Annotated in this window: 15 protein-coding genes; 7 read left to right on the forward strand and 8 right to left on the reverse strand. The window is 33.8% G+C overall.

Features of this window, described 5'->3' with window-relative positions; all coding sequences use genetic code 11:
- Positions 1 to 272 precede the first annotated feature (272 nt).
- Positions 273 to 1,544: an IS4 family transposase gene (locus HOG71_15115; GenBank protein MBT5992178.1), complete on the reverse strand. Its 1,272-nt coding sequence runs from the start codon at positions 1,542 to 1,544 to the stop codon at positions 273 to 275.
- A 400-nt stretch (positions 1,545 to 1,944) separates the two neighbouring features.
- On the opposite strand from HOG71_15115, the gene HOG71_15120 reads away from it, so the two are divergent.
- The 3 genes from HOG71_15120 (at position 1,945) to HOG71_15130 (ending at position 4,889) form a co-directional block, all read left to right on the forward strand.
- On the forward strand, positions 1,945 to 2,784 hold the full coding sequence (locus HOG71_15120) for a glycerol acyltransferase (protein ID MBT5992179.1): 840 nt from the start codon (positions 1,945 to 1,947) through the stop codon (positions 2,782 to 2,784).
- Positions 2,785 to 2,873: 89 nt separating this feature from the next.
- Entirely contained in the window at positions 2,874 to 3,971 is a 1,098-nt protein-coding gene (locus HOG71_15125; protein ID MBT5992180.1) for a glycosyltransferase family 2 protein, read from the forward strand.
- 9 nt (positions 3,972 to 3,980) lie between these two features.
- Positions 3,981 to 4,889 (forward strand): hypothetical protein, encoded by a 909-nt coding sequence (locus HOG71_15130; protein ID MBT5992181.1) that lies wholly within the window; start codon positions 3,981 to 3,983, stop codon positions 4,887 to 4,889.
- Here HOG71_15130 and HOG71_15135 read toward each other — a convergent pair.
- Genes HOG71_15135 through HOG71_15145 form a run of 3 tightly spaced genes read right to left on the reverse strand, consistent with a single transcriptional unit; the run spans position 4,879 to position 8,794 of the window.
- Positions 4,879 to 6,381, reverse strand: coding sequence for a hypothetical protein (locus tag HOG71_15135; protein MBT5992182.1), 1,503 nt, complete (start codon positions 6,379 to 6,381; stop codon positions 4,879 to 4,881). The two genes, HOG71_15130 and HOG71_15135, sit on opposite strands and share 11 nt — an antisense overlap.
- Complete coding sequence (locus HOG71_15140) at positions 6,378 to 7,316, reverse strand: glycosyltransferase family 2 protein (protein ID MBT5992183.1); 939 nt, start codon at positions 7,314 to 7,316, stop codon at positions 6,378 to 6,380. The genes HOG71_15135 and HOG71_15140 overlap by 4 nt, the downstream gene beginning before the upstream one ends.
- A 2-nt stretch (positions 7,317 to 7,318) precedes the next feature.
- Complete coding sequence (locus tag HOG71_15145) at positions 7,319 to 8,794, reverse strand: hypothetical protein (protein ID MBT5992184.1); 1,476 nt, start codon at positions 8,792 to 8,794, stop codon at positions 7,319 to 7,321.
- 106 nt (positions 8,795 to 8,900) lie between these two features.
- Between HOG71_15145 and HOG71_15150 the strand changes: the two genes are divergently transcribed.
- From HOG71_15150 to HOG71_15160, 3 genes are read left to right on the forward strand one after another with little or no spacing between them, the layout of a single operon-like run.
- Positions 8,901 to 10,208, forward strand: a complete 1,308-nt coding sequence (locus HOG71_15150; protein ID MBT5992185.1) for a hypothetical protein — start codon at positions 8,901 to 8,903, stop codon at positions 10,206 to 10,208.
- Complete coding sequence (locus tag HOG71_15155) at positions 10,209 to 10,979, forward strand: hypothetical protein (GenBank protein ID MBT5992186.1); 771 nt, start codon at positions 10,209 to 10,211, stop codon at positions 10,977 to 10,979.
- 11 nt (positions 10,980 to 10,990) lie between these two features.
- A complete protein-coding gene (locus HOG71_15160) occupies positions 10,991 to 11,521 on the forward strand; it encodes a hypothetical protein (protein ID MBT5992187.1) in 531 nt (176 codons plus the stop codon).
- Here HOG71_15160 and zupT read toward each other — a convergent pair.
- The 3 genes from zupT to folE all read right to left on the reverse strand — a co-directional run bounded on the left by zupT (position 11,518) and on the right by folE (position 14,044).
- Positions 11,518 to 12,330, reverse strand: coding sequence for a zinc transporter ZupT (zupT, locus tag HOG71_15165; protein MBT5992188.1), 813 nt, complete (start codon positions 12,328 to 12,330; stop codon positions 11,518 to 11,520). The genes HOG71_15160 and zupT overlap by 4 nt on opposite strands.
- Positions 12,331 to 12,381: 51 nt before the next feature.
- Positions 12,382 to 13,233 (reverse strand): peptidoglycan DD-metalloendopeptidase family protein, encoded by an 852-nt coding sequence (locus HOG71_15170; GenBank protein MBT5992189.1) that lies wholly within the window; start codon positions 13,231 to 13,233, stop codon positions 12,382 to 12,384.
- A gap of 79 nt (positions 13,234 to 13,312) precedes the next feature.
- Positions 13,313 to 14,044 carry a GTP cyclohydrolase I FolE gene (gene folE / locus HOG71_15175; GenBank protein MBT5992190.1) on the reverse strand — a complete coding sequence of 244 codons (732 nt, stop codon included), beginning with the start codon at positions 14,042 to 14,044 and terminating at the stop codon, positions 13,313 to 13,315.
- Positions 14,045 to 14,139: 95 nt separating this feature from the next.
- Between folE and HOG71_15180 the strand changes: the two genes are divergently transcribed.
- Positions 14,140 to 14,541: a hypothetical protein gene (locus HOG71_15180; GenBank protein ID MBT5992191.1), complete on the forward strand. Its 402-nt coding sequence runs from the start codon at positions 14,140 to 14,142 to the stop codon at positions 14,539 to 14,541.
- Here the strand turns inward: HOG71_15180 and HOG71_15185 are convergent.
- The gene (locus HOG71_15185) at positions 14,538 to 15,815 is read right to left on the reverse strand and encodes a heavy metal-associated domain-containing protein (protein MBT5992192.1); all 1,278 of its coding nucleotides are present in this window, start codon (positions 15,813 to 15,815) and stop codon (positions 14,538 to 14,540) included. The two genes, HOG71_15180 and HOG71_15185, sit on opposite strands and share 4 nt — an antisense overlap.
- Positions 15,816 to 15,896 lie beyond the last annotated feature (81 nt).

Raw genomic sequence — 15,896 nt, forward strand, 5'->3', positions numbered from 1 at the left:
AACCAAAGCCATTGAAATATTGATAACTTTTTAAACGCTAAAGCTAAAAGTTACCAACATTACAACAGCATTATGAATATTATTATAAATTTGAAATTAAAGGAAATTATAACCAGACAGAGTTTGATTTACACTCCCTCTGTATGCTAAACACAACTCTGGTTTAAGCTTGAAACTTAAACATTTGTAGAAGTGAGGCGATCTCAAAAGTCAAAAATTATATCCTGTGGCTTCATATGCCTGCCTGGCCAGTCGCTACCGTGTGGACACAATTATTGATTTGCAATTTTCCATCCTTCAAATATTAAATCAAAACGATCTAGGCCTCTTTTTAGAGTAATGGGACCAGGTGGTCTTTGCTTCACATTTCCCTTCCATCCTCCTAATCTAGCAATTATCCAAGTTGCCCATGACAGCCTTTTACTGTCACACTTGTTCTCAACTTGAGTTCTTTCTTGTTCAAGCTTTATCAGCAGACTATTCAAACACTTTTGCTCTTCTTTATTAAAAACTTCATCCTGTGGTTGACTATTCTTGTTCTTATATGCTAAGAGTAGCTGCATTGTCCTTAACACACTATTTAGTAATAGTATTGTTAGCTTCCTGATTGCCCAACCAGATGTTAATTCAGTATCTTCTATTTTAAAACCTTGCTTTTTAAGCAACCTGAACGCTTGTTCAATATACCATCTTTGTTTATACTTATTAATTGTTTCTATTGCTTCTTCAAAGCATGAAACTTTATGTGTAGTCAGTATTCGCCATTTTATAGCATCTTCTTTCGTACTTCCAACTTCTTTTGCTTCTACAGCAAATACTTCTAATTGTTCAGGTAATTCCTTTGATATTTTTCCATTGGGTTTCTTTATTTCAACTTTTGTGTACCTAACCTCCAAAGTTGCGATCCTTTCCTCTATATTTTTTCGCTTATCACCCTCTACTTTTATTTTGTGTATCCCTGCCAGTTGTTCTGATGATAATGCGTCATACAACCGAGTGCCATTAGAGATCCTTCTATTATCTCTACTCCTAATCAGTAAATCTGTTTTGTCATCTTTAAGAATGCAAAATTGTTCATAAATAACTCCTTCACGATCTTCTATAATTGTAATATTTTTCGCTTGTTCAAGTAACTTTTTGCTTTTTAAACCTGAACGAATCCACCTGTATGACTCTTTTTCTTCTATATGCTGGGTCTTATAAATTCTTGTTGTATTATTCGATTTGTCTTTTTCTCTATGCCAAAGATGAATATCAGAAAAACCTAGCATAGTACAATCATTTGAATCCATGACCAAACAACAATGACCTAAAAAACCAAGGCCTTTTTTGTTACCCACTAAACCCAGTCCACTATTAGGTTTTAAATGCTTTCGGTGTTTACTTAATCCAAAGTTGGTACTATCTTGTATTACCAGAACATGGCGACCTGAAACATTAGAACTACAGCGTTGTGTTAATTCCTGTATAAGCTTATCTTCAGCAACTTCCTCATTCATAAGAAATCTATAAAAACCTTTCTGCTCTGCTTCATTGTTTGTCATACTTTTAATTGGGCATTTTTGACCCTTTTTGACCAATGAACTTACAATATTTCCTCGTTTATCTAAACGTTTGTCATTAAAAATACCTGTGAAATTTGATTCGAAAAGTGATTCTCTCATGGTTTTTGAAACAAACGTATTAATTAATAAAATAGTTATGGAAATTTTGTGTCCACACGGTAGCTGGCCAGTCGGACTGAAAAATTGGAATCTCTGTCTTTAATTACATAATTCCTATTCTATGTAACTAGACCAATACAGAACTATCTCAAATATTATTGTTGAATTTTGAGAATATAATGTCAAATTGCAATTATAGTAATATCAATATTCCATAGCTTATATTTGCATCCAAATTTGGATTGTGTTGCCGCAATTTAAACAAGGCTTAGGGTTATTTATGAAGTATATCGACTTAGAAAAGGAAATAAAAGAGGGTAATATAAAAGCGCTTAAGCGTTTACCTAAATTTATGATCAATATCATTAAGAGAATTATTTATGAGGATAAAATCAATGATATATTAGATAAATGTCAAGGTCTTGAGGGTGTATCATTCCAAAACAAACTAATAGAAATATTTAATATTAAATTAGAAGTTATTGGGATAGAAAATATGCCTAAAGATTCCCGAAACATCTTTTTTGCGAATCATCCATTTGGTGTAATGGATGGAATGATCATTTCAAAAATTGTTTTAGATCATTATGGTAATTTTAAAGGAATAGGTAACGATGCATTCAAATTTGTTCCTAACCTTAAGCCCTATGTAGCTGTGGTAAATGCCTACGGACAAACGTCAAAAGACGGAATTACTGAATTAGAAAATGTTTTCAAATCGGATGTTGCTGTAACCCATTTCCCTGCTGGTGAAGTATCACGTCATTACAAGCGAAAGATTCAGGATAGAGAATGGCGAAAAAGCTTGGTCAGTCGTGCGGTTGCACATAAACGAAATTTAGTACCTTTTTATTTTTATGGCAGGAATTCACGATTGTTTTACGCTATTAACCTATTGCGAAGAGCCATTTTTATTAAACTAAATATTGAATTAGCCTTGCTCCCTCATGAAATGTTTAATAAACGAAACAAAACAATAAAGGTAAAAATAGCCAAGCCTATTCCCTATTCAACCTTTTCAAAGAAACATTCACCAAAAGTATGGACTGAGAAAGTGAAAGAATATGTGTATGAAATGGGTATGGCTGAGCAAAATAATATCGAGTTTCGTGCCGAATAAAACGTAAGTGAATCATATCAATACCTCAAAATATTATCTTTGTTTCTTAAATTCTAGTTTTTCACAGCTTATAGCTTCATTGTATTTAAATGTATAAAAACAAATCCATAGCAGTTGTAGTACCTGCTTACAACGAAGAAATACAAATTAAATTAGTCATTGATCAAATGCCTGATTATGTTGATCGGATCATTATTGTTAACGATTGTTCAACAGATCAAACTGCTCAGGTTGTTCAAAACTACCTTATAGATTCAGACAAACGACCACTGCTTAATCCAAAGTCATTAATTGAAGAAAGTGTTTACAGTCAGGCTGATATAATGATTCAAAAGTTAAATGCTGAGGAAATCAATTATTTTGCCCCATCTGAAGTTGTAAATGATGACGAAGACAACGATAGAATTATCCTGATAAATAATTTGGTCAATACAGGTGTTGGAGGAGCTATTGCCAGGGGTTATAAATGGTGTAAAGACCATGAAATAGACTGCACAGCAGTGATGGCTGGAGATGCACAAATGGATCCTGCAGAGTTGATTGATATCATCAGCCCTGTAGTTGAAGAAAATGTCGATTACGTTAAAGGAAATAGATTAAAGCACCCTACGGCTTCATTGATTGTACCTCGAACCCGCTTTTTTGGAAATGCTACTTTATCTATTTTAACGAAAATTGCCTCCGGTTACTGGCATATTTCCGATACACAAACAGGTTTTACAGCCATCTCAAAAAGTGCATTAAACCAGATTAAGCTATACAAAATATATAAACGTTATGGCATGCCTAACGATCTTTTGGTTCGCTTGAATATTGCAAGCTGTAGTTTGAAAGAAGTAGGGATTAAGCCCATTTACAATGTTGGTGAGCAATCAAAAATGCGCCCGATGCGCGTAATACCAAGCATTTCGTGGCTTTTATTACGTTCATTTGGAAGACGTTTATGGGTGAAATATTTATTCAGGGACTTTCATCCACTTTTTCTATTGTACAACCTCGGATTCTTACTACTAACTGCATTCATCCCCGTTTTGCTGTATATGATTCCAATTATTTTCCGACCTGGCGAATCAGTTAGCATAAGTGTTATGTTTATAGCTGCTTTTTTGCTCATAACTGGCCTGCAAAGTTTATTTTTTGCCATGTGGATGGATATTGGCGATAATCAAAAACTCTATAAGTATTAATAAAGCTCTATGAAGAGGTTTAAACTTCTTTTTAATTTTCTGATTTACTTATCAATAGCTTTTTTAGTCTATTATCTTTATCGTTTCGATTATTTCAATTTTGAGGGTATCGAATTTGATTACGCCTATTTAATAGTTTCCTTGCTTCTTTTATGGTCTGGATTTTTGATTTCTCCATTTGCATGGAAAAATCTTTTATTCAAGCATCAGGTTTCAACAACTTATCCAAGTTCATTAATATCAGAAGGGATTGCTATTTTTACAAAATATATTCCCGGAAAAGTCATGATCATTTTAGGTCGTGCTGGATATATTTCATTACAGGGTCCATCTCTTAAGTTAACACCTTTGGTGTCGTTGAAAGCACAATTCGTAGCCTTTTGGGTAGGACTTGCCATTGGCTGTATTCCCTTGTTTTTCATTCAGGATTCGACTGAACTTATACTTTTGGCAATAGGATCTTCTTTATTGATAATCTTGTTTTTACATAACAAGTATATTCATAGAATAATTTCAATGATATTGTCGAAAGTGCTCAAGAAAAATCTTGAGATTCCCTTACTTGGTTTTAAAGAAACAATAAAATCAATATTAATATATAGCCTGATGTGGTCTTTTTGGGGATTGGGTTTTCTGTTTCTAACCAAGGCCATGAGCACTCCTATCGATTTCCAATTGTTTTTGTTATTTCCATTAGCTGCAACAGCAGGAATGTTGGCTATTATTATTCCGGGAGGCTTAGGTGTTCGAGAAGGAATTATCACTTTTGTACTACACAAGTCAGGAGTTCCATTAGAAATTGCCGGCAGCATTTCCATTATCAGCCGATTATGGTATTTAAGTGGTGAAATTTTCGTGTTTCTAACAGCAATACTATTAAAATCAAGAAAGAAAGCTTTAAAAGAGACTACTCTTTAAACTTATAGAGTCGAAAATGCTCGTTGAAATAAACAACCTCTAGTTTATAGCCATAGTTTTCAATATACACTTGCATGGCAGAATCTCTGATTTCATTGAAATTCTCTAATAAATAGTCTACATGGTATTTTTTATAGATATAATCCAACGAATCGGCATCTCGTTGTTTTTTGTTATTTGCCAGGCAATATCGATCAGTATATAATGAAAGGGCTCTTGGCTTGATAAACACAAAAACAGAAGTATCGGCTGTATTTTCCTTGATATAATCGAATACGTCAATTGACTCTGGTAATTGGGGGCCATATATAGGCTTCAGTTTCTCAGGTCTTGACATACGAGCAATGCCTGGTTCATACTGAGCAAGCAATAAAATGAAAAAGCTATAGGCAATTACATACTCTTTCTTGATTTTCAAGTTTTTAGCCAGAAATCTAAATCCCTCAACCATATAAAGAAAAACCAGAGGAACCAGAGGAAGCAAATATCTAAAACCGGGGTTAGCCGGATAAGCGAATACGACCAATATGAATCCAATAAAGAAAAAATCCGCTATTTCTATTTTTCTAAATATTTTCACAACAAAACCACCTAATGTAAAGGCAGAAAACACAATAATATTGAATGTGTGAATACCAGCAGGCATTTTAAAAGTATGGAAGAAACCTACAAAGTAGTTATAGTAATAACGAATATGTCGCGTAAATACTTCCCATAAATTGTGTTCCTGAAGGTAGCCAACATAAGATCCATCTTTTGGATTTGGAAAAAATAAGTTATCCAACAACTTGTAAAAACCAATGCTGATAACAGCAAAAAGAAACAAACGAAGCATTCTTTGTCTTGCATCTAAGGCACATGTGCCCTTTTTCAGCCGATGAGAAATGAGTTCATATAATGTAATGGCTATCACTGAAAGAACAAATACAACTCCTAAGGTTCGGACAGATATGACAAAACCAGCTAGCAGAGCTAGTATCATATATTTCAGCCAATCATTCTTCCATTTTTGTTCATACAGATTGAACATGATAAATAACAAAGCTAAAAACGGAATATCAGATAGTATGTTATATTTAAAAACGAGCACCCATCGATTATAAACAATAAGAAGTATTAAAATAAGAGACAACCAAAAGGGAAATCTTTTTCTAAAAAAGAGCAGAATAGATATGGCAGCCAATAATAAATAAAATGTCATATATATTGTAAAAGAGAGTATTTCTCCCTTCCAAATTGCATAAATGGGCGCCAGCAAAATGGAAAAACCAATGGAAACAGATGAAACCATAATGGGATTATCATCATTGAAAATCAAGCCGGTTTCCTGAGGTGAATCTCCTTCCACTAAATTCTTAGCCTGATGCAGATACAATGCAAAGTCATCACCCCAATTGTGAACTTCGCGCATATTAATTAGAAAAAGTGGAATTAAAAGGACAAAAGCTATAAGAAGTTGTTTGAGCTGCTTTTTATTGGTATGTATAATCATGAATTTGGGGGCTTTTCTGTATGGTCGCTGATGATATAGTGTGGTCGGTGCTTTAAAGCAATAAATATTTTTCCAATATATTCTCCTATTATGCCGATAGTAATGAGCTGAATTCCACCTATCAATAAAATTGAAATTAACAAGGATGCCCAGCCCATTCCTGTAACATGTAAGATGTATTTTGCCACTAAAGCGTATACAATGTAGGCAAATGCAAAGGTTGAAATAATGAAACCAAGTAAAGTAGCTAAGCGTAATGGCTTAATACTGAACGACATCACGCCATCTTTGGCAAATCGTATCATCTTCTTAAGTGTGTACTTGCTTTGGCCGCTGAATCTTTCTTCTGCTATATAGGGAATGCTTATGCTATTATAACCAACCCATGAAATAATGCCGCGTATAAACAAAAAATACTCGTTCATTTCCTTGAATTGATTCACCACTTTTCTATCCAGTAATCTAAAATCTGATGCACCATCTTCAATTTCAACATCCGATAAAAAATTCATTATTTTGTAAAACAGATGTGAAGAGAATTTCTTGGCAACTCCTACCCCTTTTGTATCTTTTCTTATCGCATTTACAATTTGATATCCTTCTCTCCATTTTTCATAAAAAGATTCAATAAGGCTTGGTAGATGTTGCATATCAGCATCCATCGAAATGACTGCATTGCCCTGAGCCTGATCAATTCCCGCTTTTAAAGCATATTGATGACCGAAATTTCTTGAGAAACGGAATCCTTTTATTTGTGTATTGTTTAGAGCCAATCTTTCAATTATCTCCCACGATTTATCTGAACTACCGTCATCAACAAATATAACTTCCCAACTTGTTTTCAACTTAAGCTCCAGAACTTCTTTTAAAGCTGTGAATACAATTCCGATATTGTATTCTTCATTATAAACAGGTATTACAATAGATAGTTCCATAATCAGCTATTACTTGAATTAGGCTTGGCATATTGCCTATAAAAATACGTTGCAATCCACATTAAAATAATGGCCAGACAAAGCATTGGAAAAGTTGAATTAAATGTAGCATTCCCTTTTGCAAATATAATCAGTGGTGTTAACGATAGTGGCAAAGAAGCTATTAGCAAATATATAAAGCGCCATTCCTTTGCCATAAGCAACAAAATGAACACTGGAAAAATGAGCCATCCACTTCCTGAAAACGGCAAGGTACGATTGAGTATACGTTCAAATCGTTTTAAAATAATATTGGCATACCATGCTTTATCATTTCGAATATCGTGTAAAACCTTGGCTTTCACTATTTGATCATATTCGTCAAATTCTTCCAATTTTTTATAATACAAACTATCCTGATCGTAATACTCATCTAAACCATATTTCCCTGAATAGGCTAAATCAATAGCGTACTCTTTTTGCATCATATCCAAACCGTAACGATAAGCAACGATATCATCCCATTTGTAGCCATATTTGCTATCAAAATCACCTAAGCCGCAGTAAACCGGATGCCAGAAGGAATGCGCCCCCATACGTGGTCCAGTGTAAACATGACCTCCATGTTCTTTTACAAAGACAGTTGCTTTCTCAAATTTTATATCAAAATAATGCCTGATTGTTTTTTGCATGCCAATGCTGGAAGCTATTAATAAAATGATCAATCCTACTTTAGTAATGAATTGTAGTTTAGATGCAAAAAAATACAATAAGGTTGCCGACAGAAGTAAAACTTTTATTTCACCCCTGATTTCTGTAAAAAATCCAATAATCAATCCTGTGATAATAGGTATAAGCAAATAGGCTATTTTACTTCGTTTATAATATAAAAAACGAATATTCATTCCTACGATTAACAGAAAAACTGAAGCTAATAATCCGAAAATATTTTTATTGTGATACACCTCATACAAATAAAAAGGTGTGAAACTGAATAATAAAACAAGGATAATAGCCAATAATGGGTAACCAATTCGTGATAATCCTATAAAAATTGAAATAAGGCCACTAACAAACAGAAGGGTATTAAACAGCTTCATGGTAGGTTTGGCTGCACTTCCACTAACCCAGGCATCTGGCAAATAGGCAAAAATGCGTGCGTTTTCACCCATTCTACTCCAATGTTTGTATTCCATTATCAGGCTTTCCCCATTGCTATCTGCCAATTTCTGGGCTCCCTCCTTACTGAAATCCTTTTCTTTTACGAGACTTGCAACTGGAAATTGATTTTGATAATAGAAGTAGTAGAAAAAATGTTGACCAAAATGGTGTACAAAACCGGATGTTAATTCACGTTTTTGCAAGCCTTTGTAATTTGGACTGTTGATAGCTAAAACTAGGTGTAAAACAAGAATTGCTAGAATTCCAAGCCATATAAACCTTCGGCTCGGCACTTTTCCTTGAATTGTCAATTCTTTTATTTTACTCCCAATGTTCATTTAAACTATATTTGAGTTTTAAATTTCAGGACGAATACTTTTACTAAGCAATTGTATTTTGAATAATTGAAGCAAAAAATTATCAGCGCACGAAAATAAGTCTTCTATGAAGAAATACGTAATATTCATATATATATCCTTTTTCATTGAAATGGCCTTTATTACGTTTTGGCGTGGCAAGTTAGGAATCTATATTAGTCCTATGGTATTGGTACTTGCCTCCTTAGCTATTGGTATTTTGCCTTTGCTATTTGGTATGAAAATCCGGAAACCATTGATCAAAGAAGTTAAAAGACAAAGTTTAAATTATCTATTTATTCCTGCTATTTATGTATTGGGTGCAGTCATAAGTTTTTTGATCTTTCATAATATTATACTCGATTATCCTATAAACCCTCAAGTTTCTGATGTTATTCCAACCGTTCAAATTATGAGTGAACGCTTTATTATGGGCGATTTCCCTTATTCATTTATCACCGATTTTGGTTATTCTTTACCACCCACCTATCTTACTTTTCAATGGTTACCTTTTATTGTTTCTGCTTATTTTCATTTTGATCCCCGATTTATCATCATCGCTTTATTGTTTATAGCATTTGCCTTGTATTCATTCAGTGTTATGAAGTCCAAATCAAATATATTGGCAAAGGTCATTTTAACTGCCTTGCCATTCCTTATTTTGATTGCCTTTATGCTTGATATGCCTTCGGTATTTGGTCAAACTATTGAGCTTTTACCGACATCATATTACATTTTTATGGTGTTGACATTTTTCAGCACTTCCTTAATTTTTAGAGCTGGTGGTGTTTTATTACCTCTATTATCCAGGTATTCATTTATTTTCTGGCTACCCTTTTACTTTCTTCTTCAATTTTTCAGAGATAAAAAATGGAAATCCATAATTACAGGAGTTTATGTTTTGATTTTTGTGGGCTTGTTATACATCATTCCCTTTTTATTAAAACAACCCGATATATTCAAAAAAGGCTATAAATACTATACAGAAGCAGCTTTGGGCGAATGGCAATTAAAAGATTGGCAAGCTGAAAATGATAAACCTTTCCACCTTTTTAAAGGAATTGGTTTTGCTTCCTATTTTTACGATTATGCAGCTGGAAGTTTGTCTGAAAAACTAATAAAGCTTAAAAACACACATTTAATAGGTTCTATACTGGTTGCCATTTTGATGGGTTTATTGTATTTCCGGTTTAAAAATAAAATACCTGACAGGCTTTATTTATTATTGAGTTTAAAAGTTTACCTGACCTACTTTTATGCTTTTATCCAAGTTCCATATATTTATTTACAACTCGTTCCATTGTTCATTTCTGTATTGATCATTGCAGCCATAACGATTGAAACTAAAAAAGGAATAGTATCTTTACCTAGTCTATTTGAAGCAAACAACGAATAAATGAAGAAGTTTTTCTTATTTATATTTTTAATTTCTGCCACATTATCTTTTGCGCAGCCTAACATTAAGTTCCGACTCTCAGCTTCCTCCATAGTTGATTTTAGTTTTCTCAAAGTATATGAATTTAAAACTTCCTATACGTCTGTTCATAGTTATTATCCGTTTAAGACAGGATTAAACGTCATGGTTAAGCTCCCACCACACTTATCCCTAAGCACTGGCTATAATTTCCTTTATCGCTTTATGGAGATTAATATGTACACTACCACTGTTGGAGACCTTTTTTATGGCTATAGAATGTATACTTCCGAAATTCCGTTATTACTGCGTTACGATTGGAATTCACGAAATGAGCATGTTGGATTTTTTACAGAACTAGGAACAAGTTTTGATTTTATGTATGCTGAGAAAAATGTTTTTGGACGGTATCGCCAAATACAGGATTTTATTGTTGTTGCAACCTGGGGTTATTTTTATACGATGAATCTGCCAAAAGGTTTTACAACCGCATTGCAAGGTGGTTTTGGTTTTGTAAATAATTTAGGCGAAGGGAAAGGAATTATTGAGTTTGGGGCTAATTACCACTACCAACCCAAGCAAAAAATTGCTAATAATTTTGTGTATTATTACGACAATGGCCTTGGCAATGTAACGAAGGAAAATTATAATTTTTTAACGAGATCCTCATATTTTGCTATCGATTTTAAATATTATCTTCCTTTTAAAATAAATTTGCAGAAGGATAAAAACAAGGACATCCTTGCACATTAAAAATATTAAAGATGGAAATTTTATCAATTCATATGCATACATCAGGCGTTTTTTGGGGCATTATGGTTTTAGTATTGGGAATACTGCTCGTTATTAAGCAAGTATTTAATCTTGATTTCCCCATTGGTAAAGTTATGTTTGGCGTATTCCTTATTAGTTTTGGGATGAAAATGTTGTTTTTCAAAACTGACGTTCATGAACACAAATATGTGGATAAGGGAAATGTAATTTTCGGAAATGAAGATTTACGGTATGTTGAAGACCAATATGAATACAATGTCATTTTCAGTAGTTCTGATATCGATTTAAGAGATATGGATGCTTTTCCTACTCATGCCATCGAAATAAGCACCGTATTTGGTGATGCACGTGTCATCATCGATAAATATATGAAAGTTGATATCAACTCCGATGCAGTTTTTGGAGCAGTTCAGCATCCTTCAGCTGAAATTGAAAATCCGTTGGATTCACTTTCCCAAAACAATATACTGCGCATCAATGCCTCAGCCGTATTTGGAAATATAAAATTTGTGAGAGATTAAGCAAATAATAATAAACTAATAGCCATTACAGCCATTCCTCCTATCAATCCATAAATTGATAAATGATGCTCACCAAATTCTCTGGCAGCAGGCAATAGTTCATCCAAGGATATAAAAACCATAATTCCAGCAACTCCGGCAAACAAAACACCAAATACAACAGGACTTAAAAATGGCATTAATATCAAAAATCCTATTATTGCACCTACTGGTTCAGCCAAACCTGATGCGAAAGAATACCAAAAAGCTTTCTTTTTATCTCCAGTTGCATAATATATAGGAATCGAAACAGCAATACCTTCCGGGATATTGTGTATAGCAATAGCCACTGCAATGGCAATACCCAAACTAGGATCATTTAAAGCAGCCGTAAATGTTGCTAAACCTTCCGGAAAGTTATGAATTGCAATGGCTAATGCAGTAAACATGCCCATTCGCATCAACTTTTTCGACTTACTTTCTACACTATCAATGTCTTCTACTTTCTTAATCTCGTGTGGATTTTCAGCACTTGGAATAAATTTATCAATAATGGCAATGAGGGCAATACCACCAAAAAATGCCAATACTGTTGCCCAGTAACCACCTTTATCCCCTAACTCCATACTTAATTCTGCTCTTGCCTTTACTATAATTTCAACAAACGAAACATAAATCATCACCCCAGCTGAAAAACCAAGTGCAATACTCAGAAATTTTGTATTTGTTCTTTTGGTAAAGAATGCCAATGCACTGCCAATACCTGTTGATAAACCTGCAAATAAGGTTAAAGCAAAGGCAAACAATATTGTTTGAAAATCGTATTCCATCATGTTTTCTTAAATAAGATTATAATCCTTCAGATAGAGTTGTGCACAAATTTACTGATAACGTATTGGTCTGCCAATTTTGAGTATCGAATTTCTTGTAATTCCGTTTAGCGAACATAATCGATCAATTGAAACTCCATATCTACGAGAAATTGCCCATAATGTATCTCCCGACCTAATATAGTGGTATTTCGTTTTACTTCTTTCGATCAAATATTCATAGGTATGACAACACATATTCAAGGTATCGGAAAGCAGTGCATAGTTTTCAAAATCGATGATGGTTCGAGGATCCATCGCTTTACCCAAAAAACGAACTTCAAAATGCAAATGAGCTCCGGTTGCTCGACCTGTTCTTCCACCATAGCCTAATAAGTCACCTGCTTTAACATATTGACCTTCCTCTACAAGTATTTTCGAGAAATGACCATATAATGTTTCCAAGCCATTGGTGTGATTAACAAGTACATAATAACCATATCCACTGTTATATTTGGCCAATCGAACTCGTCCATCAAAAGCACATAATACACTATCACCCGTATTCAAATCCACATCCATTCCATAATGATAACGATAACCTCTGAATCCAAATACCGAATTGATTTTATTTTTAACAGGATGTACATAAACACTGGAGTCAGTTACCAAAATCATGATAGTGGTATCTGTTTTTTTTGCCACATTAATTTTATAGGGATCGATGATTTTCTCATTCCATAATGAATAAATATAATTATTTGATATAGAATCAGATTTTAAGGCAGTAAATGAATCAACTTCGAAATAAAAATAAGGAGAATCCAATGCAGATATGATTCTTACATTAGCTTTTCCATTGATTGGTGCCAACAAAATAAGAAAAGAAAAAGAAATAAGTACAAGGAGTAAAAATCTATTCATTCATTGGAATTTGGAGCAAAGATATTCTAATACCTTAATTTGATTTTTAAAATATGGGAAAGAAATCCACAATAATGCCTTAGGATTTCAAATCCATTTTTATCATTTCTAATAATTCCTGCTTTTTAAATCGATCGTTGAACTGACCGTTAAAACTGGACGTAGTGGTTGAGCTGCCATCATCCTGGATTCCACGACTGGAAACACACATATGCTCAGCCTGAATGATAACGGCAACATCTTCTGTGTTCAAGGCTTTTTTTAGCTCATTGGCAATTTGAATGGTTAATCGCTCCTGAACCTGAGGTCTGCGTGAAAAATGATCAACAATGCGATTCAGTTTTGAAAGCCCTACAACTTGGCCCGATGAAATATAAGCTACATGGGCTTTGCCTGTAATTGGAACAAAGTGATGCTCACAATACGATTTTACGGAAATATTTTTCTCCAGCAGAATTTCATCATAATGATAATCGTTGCTAAAGGTTTTCATAAATGGTTTATGTGCAGGATTCAATCCTTGAAAAATTTCCTTTACATACATTTTTGCCACCCTATGCGGTGTTCCTGCTAAACTTTCATCTGACAAGTCCAATCCCAAAGTATCCATAATAGCAGCAAAATGCTCTTCAATTATGTCTATTTTTTCTTCATCTGATTGCTCAAAAGCATTTTGTTTGAGAGGAGTTCGTGCACTTGAACTTACATGGTCATTCCCATTTGATTCAAAATCCAATAAATCTGCAATAAGTTTGCTTTGCTTTGTATTTCTATTCAAGTTTTCAGTTTTGAAATTTATATCCTTATACATAAGTATTATTTTAATGTTTTCTGATATGGTATGAATCAACTATAATTTCATACATAAATTATATTTCTGTTCATTTTCATTCGTACATTTGGGCAATGAGAAAACAATTCATCATATCTTCTTTTCTATTATTTATTGTCTTATTTACTTTCCATTCTTTTCTTTCTTGCAATAACAAGCTACCTGAAAGCATTCCAACAATTAGCATAAGTATTCCAAATACACGAGCTCCTTTATATTACAATTTGGATACCATGATTTTAATTGGTCAAATAAATGATCAACAAATAATCAAAAAAGTTGATTTTAGAATGGAAGATAAAGACATGAAAACAGTGTATTCAAGAAGTTATGAGCCTAATGCCTTGCAATTTGAGATTAATGACTCATTGCCTTTGATTGTAGATGATCATACGAACTATATTTTTTATATAACAGCTACCAACGAATCGATGGCTACTAATGAATATAGCTTATTCATTCATGTAATGCCCTAAACTTTGCCTTTGAATTCGTATCCAAGGTCATTTACTTTATTTTCAACATCAGCTATATCCACTTCATCACCTTCAATAGATACATGCATATTGGCCAAATCAATATTGACAGATTTGACGCCTTTTATTTCAGAAATACCTTTTTCTACCGTATTCTTGCAATGGTTGCAAGTCATTCCTTTCACAATTACATTCATAGCGTTAATATCATTTTTTTCTTTTCTTCTTACATAAAACGAAGGAAACAGTTTTCGATAAAGACCATATCGGATCATATATGCATTGGCTATTAAAACACCTAAAACAACAACACTTAGCAAGTTAAACCATTCAGGAAAAATATGATTTGAATGTTCGTGCGATTCCAGGTTCAAACCACTCAACAACATGCCTTCAGGAAAAAGTATATTAATTAAATATCCGAATACCAAGGCTCCACCAATGATTGAAAACAAATAGGCAAACAGTGTTCGTTTGCCTAAAGCTTTACCGATTACAGTTATTGTGGCCGCATTGGTTGCTGGTCCTGCCATGAGGAGAACCAATGCTGCTCCTGGTGACAAGCCTTTTAAAAGCAAAACTGCTGCAATAGGCACCGAACCTGTTGCACAGATATATAAAGGCACTGAAGCCACTAAAACAATAGCCATTTCAACAAAATGGTTTCCGATATACATGCTGAAAAAATCATCAGGAATAAGTACAGCCATTAGTGCCGCCAAAAACAATCCAAATAGTAGGTAGGTGGATATATCCTGCATGAATTCAACAAAGGCATAGCGGAACATGCCAAAAAACTTATCTTTTTTACTGCTTGGGGCAGTTTTTACATTATTTTCTACTACTTCTTCTGCTTCCTCCTGCGTTTCCATTTTATTGGTCAACCAGCCTCCAAAAACACCTGTAACCATCGCTACAACAGGACGTAAGAGCGCGAAGGGTAAACCAATCATTGAATAAGTAACGAGGATTGAATCGACCCCGGTTTGTGGTGTTGAAATTAAAAACGAAACGGCAGCACCTTTTGATGAACCATTTTTGTGAAATGATATCCCTGTAGGAATGACCCCGCATGAGCAAAGAGGTAGTGGAACTCCCAATAAGGATGCATAAATTACTGACTTGAAATTTTTTGCACCCAGGTATTTCCTTACCCTTTCCGGTTTGAAATAGATGTGTAATGCACCAGCGAACAAAAAACCAAATAAAAGATAAGGTGCCATATCTTTTGAAAGGATATAGAGTTCGTTAATATATTGTATGAGGTATTGCATGTGCTGGCAAAGCTAAGTTTATTTAAATAATCATATATTTAAATTTGACTTTTAATTTAGCACAAATAGTGCCGACCAAAT

The sequence above is a fragment of the Bacteroidota bacterium genome (genome assembly GCA_018698135.1).
Taxonomy (GTDB): Bacteria; Bacteroidota; Bacteroidia; order CAILMK01; family JAAYUY01; genus JABINZ01.